Here is a 15,638-nt window from a genome sequence, read left to right on the forward strand (position 1 = left end):
TCATGGTGATGCGTTCCTTCTGCCAGATGCGTTGCAGCTCGGTCTGCAGCCGGGCGCGCGTCAGCGCGTCCAGCGCGCCGAAGGGTTCGTCCAGCAGCAGCACGCGCGGGCGGTTGACCAGGCCGCGCGCGATCGCCACGCGCTGCGCCATGCCGCCGGAGATCTGGTGCGGGTAGGACTGCTCGAAGCCTTCCAGCCCGACCAGGGCGATGTGCTCGGCCACCAGCTCGCGCTTTTCCGAGGCGCTGCGCGGCGCGTTGCGCAGGCCGACGGCGATGTTCTGCGCCACGTTCAGCCAGGGGAACAGGCGGTGGTCCTGGAATACGATGCCACGGTCCGGGCTGGTGCCCAGCACTGGCGCGCCGCCCAGCGTGATGCTGCCGTCATGGGCGTCGTCCAGGCCCAGGATCAGCCGCAGCAGCGTGGACTTGCCGCAGCCGCTGGCGCCGACCACGGCCACGAACTGGCCGGCCGGTATGCGCAGGTCGATGCCGGACAGCACCTGCAGCGCGCCGCCCTCGGCCTGCGCGCTGGCGTAGCGCTTGCCGACGGCCTTGAGTTCCAGGTCCAGGGTGTGGGGTTCTGCCATGCGTGTCGCTCCCGCGTTCATAGTGTCCGGCCGCGCAGCCGCGCGAGCCGGCGCTCGGCCAGGCGGGCCGAGGCGTTGGTGAGCCAGCCGATCGTGCCCACCACGAACATGCCGAAGATCACCAGGTCCATCTGGAAATGCTCGCTGCCCTCGATCAGCAGGTTGCCGATGCCCATGCCCGCCACCAGCAGGTATTCGGCGCCGATGGTGGCGAGCCAGGAATAGATCAGGGCCAGGTAGATGCCGGTGAAGATGGCCGGCGCGGCGGCCGGCAGCGCCACCTGGCGGAAGGTCTGCCAGCGCGTGTAGCCATAGACCCGCGCCACTTCGAGCAGCGCGGGCGGCGTCTGGCTGATGCCGTCGCAGGTGTTGACCACCACCGGCACCAGCGCGGCCAGCGACAGGAATGCCACCTTGGCGGTGTCGCCCAGGCCGAACCAGACCGAGATCAGCGGGATCCAGGCGAACAGCGAGATCTGCTTGAAGGTGTTGAAGCTGGGACCGGCCAGGCGGTTGAAGATGCGCGACACGCCCAGCGCCGCGCCCAGCAGCAGGCCGGCGATGGTGCCGATGGCGAAACCGGTGAATTCCCGCGCCAGGCTGGCGCCCAGCGCGCGCCACAGCTTGCCGCCGGAGATCTGCTCGGCGGCGGTGGCCAGCACTTTCTCGGGCGGGACCAGCAGCGCCGAGTTGACCAGGCCGGCATGGGACAGCAGCCACCACAGCAGCACGGCGGCCACGGGCAGGACCAGACCGCGCCAGCGGCCGGCGGCGGAGACGGGCAGCGGCTGCGCGGCGGCCGCCTCGGCGGCGTCGCGCGACAGGGCGGGGGCGGCGCTCATCGCGGCGCTCCCGCCGCCTGGACGGCCGAGCCGCGAATCAGCTTCGTCTCGGTCCAGTCCAGCGCGCGGTCGATGGCGTAGCCGATCGCGCCCACCACGATCACGGCGGCCATGACCAGATCCAGCTGGAACAGCTGGCGGCCGTACACGATCAGGTAGCCCAGGCCTTCGCTGGAGGCCACCAGCTCCACCACCACCAGCGACAGCCAGGCCTTGGTGAAGCCCAGCCGCAGGCCGGTGAACAGCGTCGGCGTGGCCAGCGGCAGCACGATCTCCAGCACTTCCTGGCGACGCGTGTAGCCATAGACGCGTCCCACCTCGCGCAGCGCCGGACTGGCCTGGCGGAAGCCCTGCAGCGTGTTGAGGGTCACGGGCACCAGCGCCGCCTTGGCGATCAGGATGATCTTGAGCGCTTCGCCGATGCCCACCAGCAGCAGCACGAAGGGCAGCCAGGCCAGCACCGGGATCTGCACCAGCGCGTTGAACGTGGGCAGCAGATAGGCTTCGAGCCGGCGCGACAGGCCCATGGCCACGCCCAGCAGCAGGCCCAGCAGGCTGCCGGCGGCGAAACCGGCCAGCACGCGCCGCAGGCTGGCGGCGGTGTTGAGCCACAGGTCGCCGTTGACGGCCAGGTCGCGCAGCGTTTCCCAGACATAGGCCGGCGGCGGCAGCACCTGCGGCGAGATCCAGCCCTGGCTGGCGCCCGCGTGCCATAGCGTCAGCAGCAACACGGGCAGTAGCCAGGGCGCGGCGGTCCAGGCGGCCTGGCGCGCCCAGGGTGGCAGCGGCGCGGCGCGCCAGGCGCCGGAAGAGGACAGGGCGGCCATGTGCGTCTCCGTTCAGCGCGCCGAGGCCTGGCGCTCGCCCGCGACGGCCTTGCCGGCGGCGTCGTAGCGGGTCCAGTAGCGTTCCAGGCCCTGCGTCTTGAGCGCCTGCTTCAGGTAGCGGTCGTCGAACCAGCCGTCCACCGATACCTCGCGGCGGATCAGCTTGAGCTTGAGCGCGTCGGCCACCACCGCCTTGTAGCGGGCGATGATGAAGTCGTCGATCAGCGGCGAGTTGCGCGCGGCCAGGTCCTGCTTGTCGAACTCGGCGGCCCAGGACGCGTAGGGCACGCCGCTCTTTTCCCAGAGCTTGAACAGCGCGTCGCGGTTGGCCTCGTCCGAGGCCCAGCGCGAGGCGCGCACGAAGACATCGACCACCTTCTGCACCTGTGCCGGGTTGTCGCGCTCGAACTCCTCGCGCACCAGCAGCGAGGCCTGGCGCGTGTACGCGGGATCCTGGCCCTGGGTGCTGTAGATGACCTTGGCCAGGCCCTGGTCGCGCACCTTGAACCATTCATAGCCGCCGAAGGCCGCGTCCACGCCGTTGGACACCAGCGCGGCCTGGGCGCTGCCCGCGTCCAGGTTGACGCCCTTGATGTCGCGCTCGGCCAGGCCGTGGGCGGCCAGCACATTGATGGCGACCAGATGGCCGTTGGTGCCCCGGAAGATGGACACCTTGTGGTCGCGGATGTCCTTGATGGACGACAGCGGCGAGGCGGCCGGCGCCACCAGGTAGAGGTTGTTGCGCACGCCGCTGGCCACCAGCAGCTTGGTCTTCAGGCCGTTGGCGCGGCCCACCACCTGCGGCAGGTCGCCCTGGTAGGCGAAGTCGATCTGCTTGTTGGACAGCGCCTCGTTGACCGCCGGCCCCGAGCCCTGGAAGAACAGCCATTCGACCTTGACACCGTCGGCCGCGAAGGCCTGCTCCAGCCAGTTGTTGGCGCGCACCACGCCGCCGGGCGAGCCGCCCCAGGTGATGGGGTCGCCGCCGCCGGCGGTGGCCACGCCGATGCGGATGGTGTCGGCCGCCCGCGCCGGGCCGGCCGGCGCGGCGGCGGCCGCCAGGAGGGCCAGCGCGGCCAGGGATCTGCGAAGGAACTGCAAGGGCTTCATGGCGGGACTCATACAGGGCGTGGCGTCAGGCGGCGCGGGTCTTGGTGTCGGTGGCGGCGGGGCGGGCGGCGAGCTTGCGCTCGATCTCCGTGCCCCGGAAGAAATCGGGATTGGCCTCGGTGTAGAGGCGGTAGGGGTTGCCGAACACCAGGGCCTTGAAGTCCTGTTCGCTGATGACACCCTGTTCGACCAGGTCCCAGCTTTCGGCCAGCGGCTCGGTCAGGTCGGGCACGTCCCAGTGGCCGATGTCGGAGGACCAGATCGCGTTGATCTTCGCGCCCAGCGGATGGACGCGGTCGTTGAAGGCGGTCGCCACGGTGCGGTCGTCGGCCTCGGAGCCGAAGTAGAAGCTGTCCACCCAGCGCTTGCGGATGTCCTCGGCCGACTCGATGCCGGCGGCGGCGAAATCGTCCAGCTCGTCCTCGTGCGGCTCGCGGCTGTGCGGCAGGGCGGAGATGCCCAGGCTGTCGCGCAGCAGTTGCGCCGGGTCCAGTTCGCGGCCACGGATGAAATCCGCGCCGTAGCGCGAGAACAGATCCTGCAGCAGCGCGAGGTCGGCGTGGGCCGGGTTGTAGTTCTGCACCGCCTTGCGGTTGCGCTTTTCCCAGCGATCGACCAGGTGCGTGTAGACGTGCGAGCCCCAGTCGGCGCCGCCTTCCAGCAAGGCCACGCGCAGGTTGGGGAAGCGGCGCGTCACGCCGCCGAAGAACAGCGCCTTGGCGAAAGCCTGCGAGCCGTCGGCGAAGTGGCCGATGTGATTGAACATGTAGTTGCTGGTGGATTGCCGGCCGGTCCAGCCCTGGCTGCCGTAATGCGTGGTGACGGGCACGCCCAGCTCGACCACCTTGGCCCAAAACGGGTCGTAGTCGTATTCGCTGTCGATGCCGTAGAAGTCGACATAGCTGGCGTGGCGGGCGATCTCCGGATACTGATCGGCCGGATATTTGCGGGCGATGGCCTTGATGGGCCGCTTCACGCCGCCGGCGATGTTGATGACCTTCAGGCCCAGCGTCTTGACCGCGAACTCCAGTTCCTCGATGCCTTCCTGCGGCGTGTTCAGCGGGATGCCGGCCACGGGGGTGAGGCGGTCGGCGTACTTGCGGTACTGGTCGGCATGGAAGTGGTTGATGGCGCGGTGCAGCGGCTGGCGCGCCTCGTCGCCCGCGCCCAGCGGCGCCAGCACGTCGTTCGGAAACAGGATGGAATAGTCCGCGCCCTGTTCGGCCAGGCGCTCGTACAGCAGCTCGGGCAGGGTGTAGGTGGCCAGGTCCAGCGTGTTGCGCGTGACCCGCGCCCACCACGGCGAGCGCAGCGTGCGGTTGTCATGGCGCTCGGCCGGCGTCTGCTGGTACCAGTCCTTGCCGTCGCGCCGCGTGGGGTAGCGCGAGCCCAGCGCCTTGCGCAGCGCGTCCACCAGCTTGGAGCCGCCGTAGTGCTGGATATAGTCTTCCAGCACCGGCGCGTAGTCGTTGACGTGCACGTCGGTGTCGATGACGGGATGGTCCAGCCGCGCTTTCACGGCGGCGGATCGGGACGCTTTGGCGGGGTGCAGGCGGTCGTTCATGAGAGGCTCCGTGGTTCGGGCGGGCGGCGGTGGCGGGTTTGGCCCGCCGGCGGGGGCGGTTCATCACCGTGGGCTCGCCACCTTGGGCTGACCACATTAAGTGAGACCCCGGAAGGCGCAAACGACGGATTGGTTGTTTCTTACTGCGTCATGACCAAATGGCGCATGAGGTCATGCCGCATGACTAAATGAGGCATGACCACATAACCGGCCTGCCCGGTCGCGCGCGGATGTGCGAAGATCGCGTCCTGGCTGCCGTGGCCTGTTCCGGATGTCCCCTACCCGATGAATTCCCGCAATCGCTTTCCGGCTGCTGGCGCGCCCGCGCCGGTCCCGCGCCGGCGCCGCCTGGCCTGGCGGCTGCTGGCCGGCGTCGCGGCCCTGGCCGCCGTCGCCTATGCCGGCACGACGGTCATGGACATCCCGCCGCCCTACAGGCTGTACCAGCTGGAAGTGGCGGAACCGTCGCGCCGGGGCGAGCTGTTCCCGGCGCGCGAGGTGGCCGCGCCGGCCGTGCCCTGGGCCTTGCCCGCGCAGCCCGAGCCGCCGCCCGCGACCGTGCCCTGGAAGGGCGGACAGATCGCCTTCGACCGCTTCCTGGAACTGACGCACACGAATGCCTTCGTGATCCTGCGCGATGGCAAGCTGGCCTATGAGTGGTATCGGCCCGGCGTCGATGCGCGCACGCCGATGTCCTCATGGTCCATGTCCAAGTCGCTGGTCTCGCTGCTGGTCGGGCAGGCCATCGCCCGAGGCAAGCTGCGCGAAAGCGACCGGCTGGTGGATCTGTTGCCGGAGCTGAAGACGGGCGGCGACTACGACAAGGTCACGGTGCGCGACCTGCTCGACATGCGTTCCGGCGTGTTCGTGGCCGAGAACTATCGGCCATACTGGCCCTTCACCGGCGCGGCGCGCATGTACCTGACGCGCGACCTGCCGGGTTTTGTCGCGCAGAACCGCGAGATGGAATTCACGCCGGGCAGCGCAACGGCCTATCGCAGCGTCGACACGCAGTTGCTCGGGATGGCGCTGGCGCGAGCCGCCGGCGGCAACCTGGCGGACCTGTTGGCGCGCGACATCTGGCAGCCCATCGGCGCCGAGCGGTCGGCCACCTGGAACCTGGACCGCGCAGGCGGCACGGAAAAGGCGTTCTGCTGCGTCAACGCCACCGCGCGCGATTTCGCGCGCGTCGGCCAGATGCTGGCGGACCAGGGATACGTGGCGGGGCGGCAGGTGGTGCCGGGCGCCTGGGTGGCGCGCATCGCGGCGCCGGTGACGACGCCGCTGGATGGCTGGGGCTATTCCGCGCAGTGGTGGCATCGCGGCCCCGACGATGGCGAGGACTATTCCGCCATGGGCATCTACGGCCAGTACACCTACGTGCATCCCGGCCGGCGCGTGGTCATCGTCAAGCTCAGCGATCATGGCACCGAGCAGGACGAGCGCAGCACCTACGACGTGTTCAGGGCGATCGCCCGGCGCTAGGCGCGCCGGGCATCGCCGCTCGGCGACGCTCAGCCGGGCTCGCCGTCGTACAGGTGGGCGATCACCAGCTGCTTGCGGAACTCGAAGCCGCGCTGCGGCCAGGTGCCGACGTATTCGGCCAGGGCCTGCTGCCCGGCCGGATAATCCTCGCCGTTGACGCGGCAGTCCGCGCTGATCTCGCCGTTGGCGTCGCGCGCGGCATACAGGCGGATCGCGGCATAGCCGCCATCGCGCAGGATGCCGTGGAAGGCATCGAGCGAATTCGTGAACAGGCAGCAGGGGCAGAACGGATGCTCTTCGTCCTGCGCCGGCGCGGGCGATTCGGCATAGTGCGCGACCGGGCCGAGCACCACGCGGCGGCGCAGGCTGGCGCCGCCGTCGTCGGCCGGGAATTCCATGATCATGCAGGGACAGTCGGGCTCGTCGCTGGCGCTGTCGCGCAGCGCCACCGCGTCCGTCGCGGCCCATTGCGAGAATCCCCGGCGGAACGCGCTGACCGCGTCTTCGTTGCTGATCGAATGCTGATACTCGAACACGCCTTCCGGCGCCAGCTCGGGGTGCCAGGCCTGGATGGTGGTGGACGTCCGCATGTTGCCGTCCTCGGACAGCTGAGCGCTCACCAGTTGCGGCAGCAGCCAGAAGCCGTCGCCGGTGCGCAGCCAGGCCTCGTCGCGTGTGGCGGGGATGTCGCGTTCCTGCAGGGCGGCGAGCAGCAGCTCGGTCAGGTCGATCTGCTCGTCCCAGCTTTCCTCGCCTTTTTCGAAGTTGATCGCGAAGGTGGAGATGTCGCCCGGATTGCCGGGGCTGACGCGGGGAGTGGGGGCGGCGGAAGAGGCCATGTCGTGGAGGGTTCTGGATCAGGTGTAGGAGACGGGATCCGCGTGCGCGCGTTGCGGCGCGGGCGGGGCTGCGTCATTTATAGCGGTCTTGCCGTGACAGGTCCAGCCGCGGTTACGCACGGTAAAGCCTCGACGCCCGGCGCCCGCGAATTCGCGGTGTTTTCAGCGTTCAGCCGGGGCCTGGCCTTGAGGCATAATGCCAGCCCATTGGCGCGGGCACCGGGCTCGCTCGGAGCAAGCCATGAACAGGATAGAACTGCGCCGCGTCCGTAGCGGCGATGCCGCCGACCTGATCGCCGCGAATCAGGCCAACCAGCACTACCATCGGCCCTGGGTCGCGTCATTGACGGACCAGGCGGGCTTCGACGCCTGGTTCGCGCGCACGCTCACCGGACCGAACGTGGGCCTGCTCGCGCGCGAACGCGCGTCGGGCCGCCTGGTCGGCGTGGTCAACATCAACGAGATCGTCGCCGGCGCTTTTCTCAGCGCCTATCTGGGCTATTACGGCATGTCCGAATTCCGTGGCAGCGGCATGATGGGCGAGGCCCTGCGCGCCACGGCCGAGCTGGCGTTCGGCGAACTCGGGCTGCATCGCCTGGAGGCGAACGTGCAGCCCGCCAATACGGCATCCATCGCGCTGCTGCGGCGCGCCGGATTCCGCAAGGAAGGGTTTTCGCCGCGCTATCTGCGGATTGACGGGCAGTGGCGCGACCACGAGCGTTGGGCCCTGCTGGCCGACGAAGATGCGCAAGCTGGCGCGGAAGGGCGGGCCGGCGCAGAAGGGCGGGCCGGCGGGGACGGGCAGGCGTAGCGCGCTTGCCCGGCGTCAGCCCGCGGAGGCGCGGCGCAGGATGAAGTCTTCGAGCAGCGCGGAAAAACCGGCCGGGTCCTCCAGGCTGGGCAGGTGGCCGGCGTCGATGAATTCGCGCGCTTCGGCGCCGGGGATCGTCCGCGCCGCGTGGCGCGAGCGTTCCTGTACATGCGGAAAATCCAGGCTGCCCCAGGCCACCAGCGTCGGCGCGGCGACGTCCGCCAGGCGCGGATAGGCGGGCGCGGGCTCCTGCGCCTGTCCGCCGGGCGCGGCGCGCAGCACGATGCCGTTCATGTCCAGGAACAAGGCCCGCGTCTCGCCCGTCACGCGGCCCTCGGCGGCGAGCACGCCATCCAGCAGCTGGCGCGCCTTGCAGCGGTTGACGCGTTCCATGTCGCCGGCGGCCTCTGCCTGGCGCAGCTCGTCCATCTGCGCTTGCACCGGCGGGTCATAGACGGGCGCGGGCGCGCCCGCGATGTTCGGCGCGACCAGCACCAGGGCGCGTACGCGCGTCGGGTGCAGCAGCGCCATGTCCAGCGCGACGCGGCCGCCCGCCGAGGCGCCCACCAGGATTGCCGGTTCGCCGTCCGTCAGCGCGTCCAGCACCGCCAGCAGGTCCGTGACCTGGGCATGGTCTTCGGGATCGGCGCGGGTCAGTCCATAGCCGCGCCGGTCGTAGGCGATGGCCCGGCCGCGCGCGGCGTGGCGGGGCGCGACGGCATGCCACATGCGGCGGTCGCACACGCCGGCGTGCAGGAACACGATGGGGGCGCCTTGGCCGCAGACGCTGGCCGCCAGCCGGGCGCGCCCGGATGTGATCCATTGGGGGGAATCCATGCCTGATCCTTGGGAGCTGAAGCAGGCGTCCATGCTACAGCGACAGGCCGTATCGTGTCCGGCCCGCGCCCGTCCCCGGCGGATTGCCTCAGGATTCCGCGCGCAGGGCCGCGAGCAGTCGTGAGTAGGTCGGCGCCAGCCGGCGCAGGCACTGGGCCGCGCTGGCGTCGCGCCGCGTGACCAGCGGATGTTGCAGGGCGCCGATGTATCGCGCCTGCTCGGCGGCCACGGCGGCGGCCCGCGGGCAGCCGGCGCGGGCCAGGCAGGCCGCCGCGTCGCTGGCGCGACGCGCGCCGACGCGGACCGCGAAATGGATCAGATGCATCCGGAGCGCGTCGTCGCAGCCGTCGAGCAGCCTGTCCGCCAGCGCTTCGGCGGCGTCGGCGTTGCCCAGCGTGCCGGCGGGAACGGGCCGTCGCGGATCCATGGCGAGCCAGCGCGCGGCGGCCGGCAGCGCGGCGCGGATGGCCTCGGTCTCCGAGACCGCCGAGATGCGCGTGAAGCCCGTGCGCAAGGTGTAGGGCGCGCCGTAGTCCACGGTATCCGCCGCCCAGGCGGCCATGAAGTCGGCCAGCGGCAACGTGGCATAGGGGAAGCCTTGCGGGTCGTGCATCAGCACGCAGCCGTCCTCGATCGCCAGCGCGACGACATAGTGATCGGCCTGGATCGGTCCCGTCATGCCTGGCTGATGCAGGAAGTATCCCATCTCGACCGGACCGATCCAGGCAGGACCATGCGCCAACGCGTCGTGCAGACGTTCCAGCGCCTCGCCCGCGCTGCCGCCGCAACTGCGGTCCGAGCGCCAGCCCAGCGCCGCCAGCGCGCCGTCGAAGCCGGCGTCCGGATTCCAGCCATGGGGATCGAACAGCGGCAGCGCGCCCCCGAGCATCTGCATGCCGAACGGACTGCCGGTGGCGAATTCGATGACGGCGGTCGACGGAGCGTGTTCGCCGAACATCATGGCGAAGCTGTTGGCATAGCAGTAAGGGCCGGAGCCGATGTAGGGCAGGTGCAGCATGGAGCCTCAGGGCGCGATGGGATAGGCGACATCGAAGCGGGCGCCGCCGGTGCCCGGGTGGATTTCGTAGGGACTGCCGGCGCAGCAGGAACCGGCCTGGCCTTCCAGCCAGCGCTCGATCGCGTCGTATAGGCGCAGCACCTGTGGGTAGGTTTGCAGCGCGGCCGGCGCGGGCAGATAGGCTTCGCGTCCGGCAGGTCGCAGCCGCAGGCTCAATTCGCCCGAGGGTTCCAGGTGGCCGGCATAGGCGATGGCGGCTTCGATCCGGCCGGCGCCATCATGGCCCACGGCTTCGTGGAAATGCAGCATCAGCGGGCCGTCGGCGGCCAGGCCGGCGCGGGCCAGGGCGTCGCGCAGCGCCGAGTCGGCGTGTTGGGCGAAGGGTTCCAGGCCGTCGATATCGACATGGGTCTGCAGGTACGCCAGCTTGGCGGCGGGCACGTCGCGCACGCGCACGGCGCCAGCCAGTCCGGCATCGCCGTCGGCGGACTGGCGGACGATGGCGTCCACCAGCTCATTCTGTTCGGCCAGGCGGTCCGCCTGCGCCGCCAGCCAGGCGCGCAGCTCGGCCGCGCGCGTCATCTCGTCCAGCGCCAGCAGGCGCGCGATGCGGGCCACCGGCAGGCCCAACCGGCGTAGCCGGGCGATCAGCCGGGCCGTGGCGGCCTGGCTGATCGCGTAATAGCGATAGCCCGTGGCCGGGTCGATGCGATCGGGCACCAGCAGGCCTTGATCCGCATAGAGCCGCAATGCCTTCGGCGACAGCTGGGTCAGGGCGCCGAAGCGGCCCGCGAGCAGATGGGTGTCGGTCATGGGCGCGAGTGTGGGGCTTGCCCCTGGGGCGAGGTCAAGCGGGCTGAGCGTCCCGCCGCCCCGGCGGCGGGACGGCATTCAGCGCGCCTGCGCGAGCGAGGCCATCGACTGGCGCATGAAGCCGAGCAGTTCATCGCTGGCCCAGGTGCCGGCGGTGAGTCCGGGCTCGCTCATCATGGCCTGCCGGAACTTGGCGTGGGTGGCGGGGTCCTTGCCGGCGTAGCTGCTGAACAGCGTCATCCAGCGACGGGCCAGGGCCTGGCCGGCGGGCGAGCCCGGCGCGTGGCCGGCGTCGATGGCGTCGCGCGCGTCGGCCATGAGCTGCGGCCATTCGGCGGCGCGGTCGTCGTAGTGGGCGCGCAGATGGCGGATCTCCCCGGGCGTCAGGTACTTTTCATAGACCAGCAGCTTGCTTTCCGAGAAGGCGCGCAGCACGTAGTCGCGCATGGCCGGCGAGATGCCGACGTGTTCCTGCATCGATGGCTCGCGTTCGTACATGGCGTTCAGCTTGACCAGCAGGCGCGGATCGCCGCCGGTGTCGCGGACCAGCAGCGTCATCCAGCGCGTCGCCAGCTCGCGCGGCCGCTGTGCCTCGGGTGCGACGCCGGCGTCGATCTGGGCGCGCACCTCGGCGATCAGCGCCAGCCAGTCGGCGTCCGGCGAGCCGCTCTGGCTGCTGCGATACATGGGCAGGCGGTCGAGTTCGTCTTGCGAGAAGTATTTGTCGTACATGGTCATCAGTTCCAGAGTGTTGAGCCAATCGGCCAGCTCCGGTTCCGCGCCGCCGAGCAGCTGGCCGTGCAATTGCGCCAGTCTTGCGCGCAGTTGCGCGGCCTGCTCGATCTGCCGGTCGAGGGCGGCGATCTGCCGCGCCACGATGCCGGCCAGCGGGACGCCGGGCTGGTCCAGGAAAGCGCCGATCTCGGCCAGCGACAGTCCGAAGCGGCGCAGCGCCTGGATCTGGTGGAGCCGGGCGATGTCGTCGCGGCCGTACAGCCGGTAGCCGTTCTCGGCGCGCGCCGAGGGACTGAGCAGACCGATCGCGTGATAGTGGTGCAGCGCGCGGACCGTCAGTCCGCTGCGCTTGGCCAGTTCTCCTACTTTCAGCTGCATCGTTTCCCTCCGTGAGTGGCGCAGACCGAACTCTGGAGCGTTACGTTACGTGAGGGTCAAGCGGAAAGGCAATGTCTCGTTTGGGCCACAATAGGGACTGGCGCCGCGCCTGGCCGCGCGGCTTTCCCGCTTCACGCCTTACGGATCCCGCCATGTTCAATGACCTGTTCCTGCTCGGCAAGCTCACCGGCCTGGGCCTGGTGATCATGCTGCCCCTGGCCAATCCCCTGACTTCCATGACCATGCTGCTGTCGCTGGGACAGCACATCCCGTACAAGGAGCGCGCGCGGCAGATCCGCCAGGCGGCGTTCTACGTGGTGGGCATCATGCTGGTGACCTACTACGCCGGGGCCTGGATCATGAGCACCTTCGGCATTTCGATCCCCGGGTTGCGCATCGCGGGCGGGCTGATCGTCATGGTGCTGGGCTTCAGCATGCTGTTCCCCAAGACGCAGCCCGAGGACGCGCCCGAGGTCGAGCAGACCGACGCGGCGGCCCGGCGCGGCGCCGCCCCCAACATCGCCTTCGTGCCGCTGGCCATGCCGGGCACGGCGGGGCCGGGCACCATCGCCATGATCATCAGCGCGGCCTCGTCGATGAATTCCGATGAGTTGGCGCATGTGCCGGCCTGGGTGCTGGCGGTGGTGCCTATCGTGGTGTTCGCGCTGCTGGGCCTGATCTTCTGGATCTGCCTGACCTCGGCCGGCAAGATCGTGGCGCTGATCGGCCATGAAGGCGTGGAGGCCATCTCGCGCGTGATGGGTTTCCTGCTGGTCTGCATGGGCGTGCAGTTCGTGATCAACGGCGTGCTGGAGATCGCGCACGGACTGCCCTGAGCGGGGGCGGGCGGAGCGCATCCGGCTGCCGGGCCGGCGCGTCCGCCCGCGGTCTTACCTGGCGAACTTCTTGGCGCCGGCCACGCACAGGATCACGCCCACCGTGACGCCCAGCATGGCCACGCTGACGTGCTCGTGCAGCAGGCCCGCCGCCAGCGCCAGCCCGAAGAAGGGCTGCAGCAGCTGCAGCTGGCCGACGGCGGCGATGCCGCCCTGGGCCAGGCCCCGATACCAGAACACGAAGCCGATGAACATGCTGAAGAGCGCCACATAGGCCAGGCTGATCCAGGCCGGCGTGCTGATGTTGGCGAAGGTCGGGGGCGCCAGCGTCCAGGTCATCGCCGCCATCACCGGCAGCGACAGCACCAGCGCCCAGGAGATCACCTGCCAGCCGCCCAGCTTGCGGGACAGCCGGCCGCCCTCGGCATAGCCCAGCCCGCAGACGATGATGGACGCCAGCATCAGCAGGTCGCCCTCGACCGAGGCGCTCACGCCCTGGGTCAGCGCGAAGCCGACCACGAAGAGGCTGCCCAGGATCGAGAACAGCCAGAAGGCCGGGCGCGGCCGCTCGCCGCCTCGGATCACGCCGAAGATGGCGGTGGTCAGCGGCAACAGGCCGACGAAGACGATCGAGTGCGCCGAGGTCACGTGGCGCAGGGCCAGCGCCGTCAGCAGCGGAAAGCCGACCACCACGCCGAGCGAGACGATGATGAGCGGAATGATGTCCTGGCGCGCGGGGCGTTTCTGCCGGAACAGGAGCAGCACGGCGACGGCCAGCAGGCCGGCGATGGCGGCGCGCGCCACCGTCAGGAAGAGGGCGTCGAACTCCAGCACCGCGACCCGCGTGGCGGGCAGCGAGCCGCTGAAGATGACGACGCCGAGAAAACCGTTGATCCATCCGCTCGCGGTCCGGTCGTCCGGCTTGTTCCGCAAGATAGCTGTCTGTTGCATGATTGCCTGCGCAAAATGGCGTTGCTGGAAAAAGGCAGCGGCAAGCCGTCAGGACGGCCGCCGCTGCCGGCAGGGGAGCCGTTCGGGGGAACGCGGACCCTGCCGATGCAATGCTATGCTTCCGGATCAGTACAATCAAACAATTGTCATGGATACATCTTCCCATGCCCCAAGCCCGCTACAAGCAGCTGGTTGACGCCTACGCCGCCGATATCCGCGAAGGGCGCCTGGCCCCGGGCACGCGCCTGCCCACCCACCGGCAGCTCGCCGCCAGCCAGGGGCTGGCCCTGGTCACGGCCTCGCGCGTGTACGCGGAACTGGAATCGATGGGCCTGGTCAGCGGCGAGACCGGCCGTGGCACTTTCGTGCGCGAGCCGGAATGGCCGACCTTCCTGGGTACGGACACGCAGACGGCCGCCGCCAGCATGGCCGACCTGAGCTTCAACTATCCGTCGCTGCCGGGCCAGGCCGAGCAACTGCGCGCCGCCTTGCGCCAGCTGGCCCAGTCCGGCGACCTGGACGCGCTGCTGCGCTATCAGCCGCATGGCGGCCGGCCCCATGAACGCGCCGTCGCGGCGCGCCATCTGGCCACGCACGGACTGCGGGCGCCGGCCGAGCGCGTGCTGATCGTCTGTGGCGCCCAGCATGGGCTGGCCGTCGCCGCCACCGCCCTGCTGCGGCCGGGCGACGTGGTGGCGGTGGATGCGCTGACCTACTACGGCTTCAAGGGCGTGGCCGAGGCGCAGCGCCTGGAGCTGGCGCCGGTCCCGGTCAGCGCCGAGGGGCCGGACCTGGACGCGCTGGAACGCCTGTGCCGCGCGCGCCGCGTGCGCGCCATCTACTGCATGCCGACGCTGCACAATCCGCTCGGGTGGGTGCTGGACCAGGCCGGTCGCGAGCGCCTGGTGGCCATCGCGCGCCGCCATGACCTGATCGTGATCGAGGATCAGGTCTACGGCTATCTGGTGCATCCGCAGCCGGCGCCGCTGGCGGCCCTGGCGCCGGAGCGCACGGTCTATGTGTCCGGCCTGTCCAAGAGCGTGGCGGCCGGCCTGCGGGTCGGTTTCATCGCGGCGCCCGATGCCTGGCTGCCGGCCATGGAACGGGTGATCCGCAGTTCGACCTGGAACACGCCCGCCGTCATGTCCGCCATCGCCTGCATGTGGATGGAGGACGGCACCGTGGCGGCGCTGGAACAGGCCAAGCGCGAGGATGCGCGCGTGCGCCAGATGCTGGCGCGCCGCATCCTGGCGGACCTGCCCGTGATCGCGCATCCCTCGTCGTACTTCCTGTGGATCCCGCTGGCGGAAGAGGCGCGCGCCGACCAGATCGCCATGTCGCTGCAGCGCCAGCAGGTGGCGGTCACGACCGCCGAGCCGTTTGCCACCACGTCCCAGGTGCCGCACGCGATCCGGCTGGCGCTGGGCTCGGTGGACATGGCGGTGCTGGAGGACTCGCTGGAGAAGATCAGGCGAGCGGTGCCGGCGTATTGAGGAAGGGGTCGGGATTGAGCAGCGCGTTTTCCAGCGCGCCTTCCATCACGGCCAGCATCCCCGTCCGCGTCTCGCGTTTCGCGGTGAAACCCGCCATCGCCAGCCGCAGCGCCGGGCAGTAGTAGGCCGCCGTGCCCCAGTAGCCCAGGTGGAAATACACCTCGGCGCCGCCGATGCGCTTGGCGAACAGGCCCAGGCGGTAGCCGTCGGCGCCCTCGTGGGCGCCGGGCGCCAGCATCTCGGCCAGCGTGGCGGGGCGCTCGTAGACGCGGCCTTCGAACAGGTCGGCGGTCCAGCGCGCCAGATCGCGCGCCGACATGACCAGTCCGCCGCCGCCATAGAGATCCATCGTGGCGCTGACATCGGTCACGTCCCGCCCGCCCAGGAACCGGCGCGCGCGCGGCGCCGCGCCCCCCCCCCCGCGGGCCCCCCCCCCCCCCCCCCCCACCCGCCCGGCGGGCCCTCACCACCCCCCCGCCCCGCCGACGCGCCGCCCGTTGCTCGCCGTGC

At 70.4% G+C, this 15,638-nt stretch carries 16 protein-coding genes; 4 read left to right on the forward strand and 12 right to left on the reverse strand.

Annotated elements, in window-relative coordinates; translation table 11 throughout:
• The 5 genes from KDH83_RS23350 to KDH83_RS23370 all read right to left on the reverse strand — a co-directional run.
• Positions 1 to 589 (reverse strand): ABC transporter ATP-binding protein (locus KDH83_RS23350; protein WP_212320306.1); only part of this gene is annotated, 589 nt, incomplete at its 3' end.
• A 17-nt stretch (positions 590 to 606) separates the two neighbouring features.
• Positions 607 to 1,431, reverse strand: a complete 825-nt coding sequence (locus KDH83_RS23355) for an ABC transporter permease (protein ID WP_212320308.1) — start codon at positions 1,429 to 1,431, stop codon at positions 607 to 609.
• The gene (locus KDH83_RS23360) at positions 1,428 to 2,258 is read right to left on the reverse strand and encodes an ABC transporter permease (RefSeq protein WP_212320310.1); all 831 of its coding nucleotides are present in this window, start codon (positions 2,256 to 2,258) and stop codon (positions 1,428 to 1,430) included. The genes KDH83_RS23355 and KDH83_RS23360 overlap by 4 nt, the downstream gene beginning before the upstream one ends.
• Positions 2,259 to 2,270: 12 nt before the next feature.
• Positions 2,271 to 3,368 (reverse strand): ABC transporter substrate-binding protein, encoded by a 1,098-nt coding sequence (locus KDH83_RS23365; protein ID WP_212320312.1) that lies wholly within the window; start codon positions 3,366 to 3,368, stop codon positions 2,271 to 2,273.
• A gap of 25 nt (positions 3,369 to 3,393) precedes the next feature.
• On the reverse strand, positions 3,394 to 4,932 hold the full coding sequence (locus tag KDH83_RS23370) for an amidohydrolase family protein (protein ID WP_212320314.1): 1,539 nt from the start codon (positions 4,930 to 4,932) through the stop codon (positions 3,394 to 3,396).
• A 285-nt stretch (positions 4,933 to 5,217) separates the two neighbouring features.
• Between KDH83_RS23370 and KDH83_RS23375 the strand changes: the two genes are divergently transcribed.
• A complete protein-coding gene (locus KDH83_RS23375) occupies positions 5,218 to 6,417 on the forward strand; it encodes a serine hydrolase (RefSeq protein WP_212320316.1) in 1,200 nt (399 codons plus the stop codon).
• 29 nt (positions 6,418 to 6,446) lie between these two features.
• On the opposite strand, the gene KDH83_RS23380 is transcribed toward KDH83_RS23375, so the two are convergent.
• The gene (locus KDH83_RS23380; RefSeq protein WP_212320318.1) at positions 6,447 to 7,256 is read right to left on the reverse strand and encodes a DUF6348 family protein; all 810 of its coding nucleotides are present in this window, start codon (positions 7,254 to 7,256) and stop codon (positions 6,447 to 6,449) included.
• 241 nt (positions 7,257 to 7,497) lie between these two features.
• On the opposite strand from KDH83_RS23380, the gene KDH83_RS23385 reads away from it, so the two are divergent.
• The gene (locus tag KDH83_RS23385) at positions 7,498 to 8,067 is read left to right on the forward strand and encodes a GNAT family protein (RefSeq protein ID WP_212320320.1); all 570 of its coding nucleotides are present in this window, start codon (positions 7,498 to 7,500) and stop codon (positions 8,065 to 8,067) included.
• Positions 8,068 to 8,082: 15 nt separating this feature from the next.
• Here KDH83_RS23385 and KDH83_RS23390 read toward each other — a convergent pair whose 3' ends face one another.
• From KDH83_RS23390 to KDH83_RS23405, 4 genes are all read right to left on the reverse strand, one after another.
• Positions 8,083 to 8,904: an alpha/beta hydrolase gene (locus KDH83_RS23390; RefSeq protein WP_212320322.1), complete on the reverse strand. Its 822-nt coding sequence runs from the start codon at positions 8,902 to 8,904 to the stop codon at positions 8,083 to 8,085.
• Positions 8,905 to 8,992: 88 nt separating this feature from the next.
• Positions 8,993 to 9,922: a hypothetical protein gene (locus KDH83_RS23395; RefSeq protein ID WP_212320324.1), complete on the reverse strand. Its 930-nt coding sequence runs from the start codon at positions 9,920 to 9,922 to the stop codon at positions 8,993 to 8,995.
• Positions 9,923 to 9,928: 6 nt separating this feature from the next.
• Entirely contained in the window at positions 9,929 to 10,735 is an 807-nt protein-coding gene (locus KDH83_RS23400) for a MerR family transcriptional regulator (protein WP_212320326.1), read from the reverse strand.
• Between the two features lie 78 nt (positions 10,736 to 10,813).
• Positions 10,814 to 11,848, reverse strand: coding sequence for a MerR family transcriptional regulator (locus KDH83_RS23405; protein ID WP_212320328.1), 1,035 nt, complete (start codon positions 11,846 to 11,848; stop codon positions 10,814 to 10,816).
• A 152-nt stretch (positions 11,849 to 12,000) separates the two neighbouring features.
• Here KDH83_RS23405 and KDH83_RS23410 point away from each other — a divergent pair, with 152 nt between their 5' ends.
• Complete coding sequence (locus KDH83_RS23410) at positions 12,001 to 12,684, forward strand: MarC family NAAT transporter (protein WP_212320330.1); 684 nt, start codon at positions 12,001 to 12,003, stop codon at positions 12,682 to 12,684.
• A 54-nt stretch (positions 12,685 to 12,738) separates the two neighbouring features.
• Here KDH83_RS23410 and KDH83_RS23415 read toward each other — a convergent pair whose 3' ends face one another.
• Complete coding sequence (locus tag KDH83_RS23415; RefSeq protein WP_212320332.1) at positions 12,739 to 13,635, reverse strand: DMT family transporter; 897 nt, start codon at positions 13,633 to 13,635, stop codon at positions 12,739 to 12,741.
• 164 nt (positions 13,636 to 13,799) lie between these two features.
• Here KDH83_RS23415 and KDH83_RS23420 point away from each other — a divergent pair, with 164 nt between their 5' ends.
• A complete protein-coding gene (locus KDH83_RS23420) occupies positions 13,800 to 15,128 on the forward strand; it encodes a PLP-dependent aminotransferase family protein (RefSeq protein ID WP_212320334.1) in 1,329 nt (442 codons plus the stop codon).
• Here the strand turns inward: KDH83_RS23420 and KDH83_RS23425 are convergent.
• Positions 15,103 to 15,498 (reverse strand): serine hydrolase, encoded by a 396-nt coding sequence (locus KDH83_RS23425; protein WP_212320336.1) that lies wholly within the window; start codon positions 15,496 to 15,498, stop codon positions 15,103 to 15,105. The genes KDH83_RS23420 and KDH83_RS23425 overlap by 26 nt on opposite strands.
• Between the last annotated feature and the right edge of the window lie 140 nt (positions 15,499 to 15,638).

Origin of the sequence: Achromobacter sp. Marseille-Q0513, from assembly GCF_018195695.1 — a bacterium.
Classification (GTDB): Bacteria; Pseudomonadota; Gammaproteobacteria; order Burkholderiales; family Burkholderiaceae_B; genus Achromobacter.